Source organism: Mycobacterium sp. (assembly GCF_044370595.1).
Lineage (GTDB): Bacteria > Actinomycetota > Actinomycetes > Mycobacteriales > Mycobacteriaceae > Mycobacterium.
Genome location: NZ_JBILVF010000222.1, coordinates 1 through 3,845, shown reverse-complemented (window position 1 = coordinate 3,845; position 3,845 = coordinate 1). Strand labels below are relative to the sequence as shown.

Genomic DNA, 3,845 nt, shown 5'->3' with positions numbered 1-3,845 from the left:
GTGAGCGTCGGAACCGCCAGGATGAAGACGGCCAGGGTCAGCATCAGGCCCAGGGTGCGGCCGTCCTCGGCGGCGAAGCGCTGCCGGCCGTGCTTGAGCCCGCCGACGACGAAGGCCAGCCCCAGAATCAGCAGGACGTTCGCCAGGATCGAACCCACCAGCGTCGCCTTGACCACGCCGAACAACCCGGCTTTGAGCGCGAAGAGGATGACGAACAACTCCGGCAGGTTGCCCAACGCGGACTGCAGCACACCGGTGGCGCTGGGACCGAGGCGGTCGCCGAGGGCCTCCACCGACCGTCCGACCAGAGATGCCAGCGTGGCCAGCGCAACCGCCGCGACAACGAAGGCGAGCACCTGATTGGAATGAGCAAAGTGCAGGGCGCCGGCGGCTATCGCCGAGATCACCGTGATGGTGATCATGATGCGGTCTCGCCGGCTCAGCAGCGGCAGCCGTTCGATAGTCGTTGTCACGCGTTCTCCTCTGTGGTAGCGCCAGAGTTTGCCAGAACTGCATCATTCGTGTCGGAAAATCGGTGCGGCGGGCAATCAGCACCGGCGTAGGTTGAGTTCTGTGCAGGTGGATGCGATGACGGTGCCCCAGCCGCTGGGCCGGGTCGGCGACGTCGCCCGCCGGGTGCAGGAAGCCGGGTTCTCCGGCCTGCTGTTCACCGAGACCGGCCGCACCGCCTACCTCAATGTGGCGGTGGCCTCCCAGTCCGCGCCCGGTCTGGACCTGTCCACCGGGGTGGCGGTGGCCTTTCCGCGCAGCCCGTTCGTCACCGCGGCGACCGCCTGGGAGTTGCAGGAGGCCGTTTATCAAGAGAGCCCAGCCGGGCAGTTCCGACTCGGGTTGGGCACCCAGGTCCGTACCCATGTAGTGCGCCGCTACGGCTCGGCGTTCGAGCACCCCGGCCCCCGGCTGCGTGACTATGTCCACGCCGTGAAGGCCTGTTTCACGGCGTTTCGCACCGGTCGTCTGGATCATCACGGTGAGTTCTACGATCTGGACTTCATCACCCCGCAGTGGAGCCCGGGGCCCATCGAGGCACCCGACCCGAAAGTCGATGTCGCAGCGGTCAATCCGTGGATGCTGCGAATGGCCGGCGAGGTGGCCGACGGGGTGCACGTCCATCCCATCGGCGAGCCGGGCTACCTGCGCCGCCACGTCCTGCCGGGAATCGCCGCCGGGGCCGATGCGGCGGGACGCTCGGCTGCCGGGGTGTCCGTGATCGTGCCGGTGATGACCATCGTCGGCGACACCGACGCCGAACGCCATGCCGAACGTCAACTGGTGCGCGCCAGCTTGAGTTTCTACGGCAGCACCCCGAACTACGCGTTCATCTGGGACGAGGCCGGTTTCGAGGGCACCACTGCCCGGATCCGGGAGAAGCAGAAGGCCGGTGACGTCGCCGGGATGGCGGCGCAGATCACCGACGAACACATCGAAGTCTTTGCCACCGAGTCGAGTTGGGACGGCCTTGCCGAGTTGTTGGCCGACAAATACGACGGAGCCGCCTCCCGACTGGTGCTGTACAACGCGTTGACGAGTCCAGAACGACTTGAACGCTATGGCGAGATAGCGCGCCGCCTGCGGTGTTAATGTCCCCGACATGTCGGGTCTGACCGGTCTTCTCGCCGAGGACTGCATCGAATTGGACGCCTCCGCGGCCACCTGGGAGGAAGCCGTGCTAGCCGCCGGCGGACTGCTGGAACGCGCCGGTATCGCCGGTCCGGCCTACACCGGTTCGATGATCGATAATGTGCAGACCAACGGCCCCTACATTGTGGTGGCACCGGGATTCGCCTTCGCCCATGCCCGTCCCTCGGAAGCCGTGCACACAACGGGAATGTCGTGGGTGCGGCTGGCACAGCCGGTTGCGTTCGGCCACAAGACCAATGACCCGGTGAGTTTGGTGGTGGCCCTGGCCGCCACCGACGATGGCGCACACGCCACCGCGATGGCCGAATTGGCGAAGGTGGTCGGCAGTGCGGACAAGCGGGCCGCCCTGGACTCCGCCGCCGGCCCGGATGAGGTGCTGGCTATCCTGGCCGGCACCGCGATTCCGGGCCCGTCGCCGACTCATTCGGGGCGCACGTCGAATCTGATCCTGACGGTGTGCGGAAACGGTTTGGGCACCAGCCTCTTTCTGAAGAACACCCTTGAGCAAGTACTCGGCACCTGGGGTTGGGGCTCGTTCATCACCGTGGAGGCCACCGACACCATCTCGGCGAAAGGCCGCGCCAAGGACGCCGACCTCATCATGACCTCCGGCGAGATCGCCAAAACCCTCGGCGATGTAGGTGTGCCGGTGCGAGTCATCGACAACTTCACCTCCACCCGTGAGATCGACACCGCACTGCGTGAGTCCTACGACATCTGATCGACGAGAGGGAAATCCCCATGAATTGGTTGGTCGCCGTCGCCGAGTTCATCGTCAACGAAATCCTGGCCGTCCCGGCCTATCTGATCGGCATCATCACCGCCGTCGGCCTGATTGCGCTGCGCAAGACCGTCGGGCAGGTGATCGGCGGCGCCCTGAAGGCCACGCTGGGATTCCTGCTGATCGGCGCAGGCGCCACCCTGGTGGTGGCCTCCCTGAAACCACTCGGGGTGATGATCCAGGGTGCGGCCGGCACCAAGGGGGTGGTGCCGACCAACGAAGCCATTGTCGGGATCGCCCAGAAACAGTTTGGCGCGCAAGTGGCTTGGCTGATGATCCTGGGCTTTGCGATCAGCCTGGTGCTGGCCCGGTTCACCCCCCTGCACTACGTGTTCCTGACCGGTCACCACACCCTGTTCATGGCGACCCTGCTGACCATCGTGCTGGCCAGCGCCGGACTACCGGGCGCCACCGTCGTGCTCCTCGGCGGCCTACTGCTCGGTGTGGTGATGGTGGCCCTGCCCGCCATCTCCCAGCCGTGGACCAAACGGATCACCGGCGATGACAGCATCGCCGTCGGCCATTTCGGCACTCTCGGCTACATCGCCTCCGGAATCACCGGCCGGTTCGTCGGCGGCAGCAAGAGTCGCTCCACCGAAGACCTGAAGCTGCCCGAATCACTACGCTTCCTTCGGGATTCGATGGTGGCCACGGCGCTGTCAATGGTGTTGATGTATCTGGCTGTGTCGCTGATCTACCTGGCGAAGGTCGGCGGGGACACCGCCTTCACCGCGTTCGCCGATGACTCCGGTGGCGGCGCCGCCACCAGTGTGGGCAACTACCTCATGATGGGGGTCACCCAGGGCGTGAGTTTCGGGGTGGCCGTCGCGGTGATCCTTTTCGGGGTGCGCACCATTCTCGGGGAGTTGGTGCCGGCGTTCCAGGGCATCGCCGACCGGATGGTGCCCGGTGCGGTGCCGGCACTGGACGCCCCGATCGTGTTCCCGTATGCGCAGAACGCGGTGCTGATCGGGTTCGTCTCAAGTTTCGTCGGCGGTCTGGTCGGTCTGGGGGTGCTCTCGCTGTGGCTGGGTCCGGCCTTCGGGTGGGTCCTGGTGCTGCCCGGACTGGTGCCGCATTTCTTCACCGGCGGTGCGGCCGGCGTGTTCGGCAATGCCACTGGTGGGCGGCGCGGTGCGGTGGCCGGCGCGTTTGTCAACGGCCTGCTCATCACGTTCCTGCCTGCGCTGCTGGTCAAGGTGCTCGGGTCGTTCGGCGAGGAGAACACCACCTTTGGCGACGCTGACTTCGGTTGGTACGGAATCCTTCTCGGTAACGCCGCCAAACTGGGCTCGGTGTGGGGTGTGGTGGCGATGTTGCTGATCGGCGCCGGTTTGCTGGCGCTGGCGGTCGCGGTGCAACGCCGCCTGGTGGACACGGATTGGGAGCCGGCACCGGGACG

The 3,845-nt window shown here is 66.2% G+C and carries 4 protein-coding genes; 3 read left to right on the top strand and 1 reads right to left on the bottom strand.

Translation table 11 applies throughout. The annotated features are described in order from the left end of the window. Positions 1 to 473: calcium:cation antiporter family protein (locus ADBZ5N_RS17880; protein ID WP_526259772.1), on the bottom strand; the 473-nt coding region annotated here is incomplete at its 3' end. A gap of 100 nt (positions 474 to 573) precedes the next feature. On the opposite strand from ADBZ5N_RS17880, the gene ADBZ5N_RS17875 reads away from it, so the two are divergent. From ADBZ5N_RS17875 to ulaA, 3 genes are all read left to right on the top strand, one after another. Then, positions 574 to 1,602 carry a TIGR03617 family F420-dependent LLM class oxidoreductase gene (locus tag ADBZ5N_RS17875; RefSeq protein WP_526259770.1) on the top strand — a complete coding sequence of 343 codons (1,029 nt, stop codon included), beginning with the start codon at positions 574 to 576 and terminating at the stop codon, positions 1,600 to 1,602. 10 nt (positions 1,603 to 1,612) lie between these two features. Further along, entirely contained in the window at positions 1,613 to 2,383 is a 771-nt protein-coding gene (locus ADBZ5N_RS17870; protein WP_526259768.1) for a PTS sugar transporter subunit IIAB, read from the top strand. 20 nt (positions 2,384 to 2,403) lie between these two features. Then, the coding region (gene ulaA, locus ADBZ5N_RS17865) for a PTS ascorbate transporter subunit IIC (RefSeq protein ID WP_526259766.1) at positions 2,404 to 3,845 on the top strand (1,442 nt) is incomplete at its 3' end.

Coding starts and splice junctions, on each gene's coding strand:
- ADBZ5N_RS17870 (WP_526259768.1), top strand. CDS start 1,613: ATGTCGGGTCTGACCGGTCTTCTCGCCGAGGACTGCATCGAATTGGAC.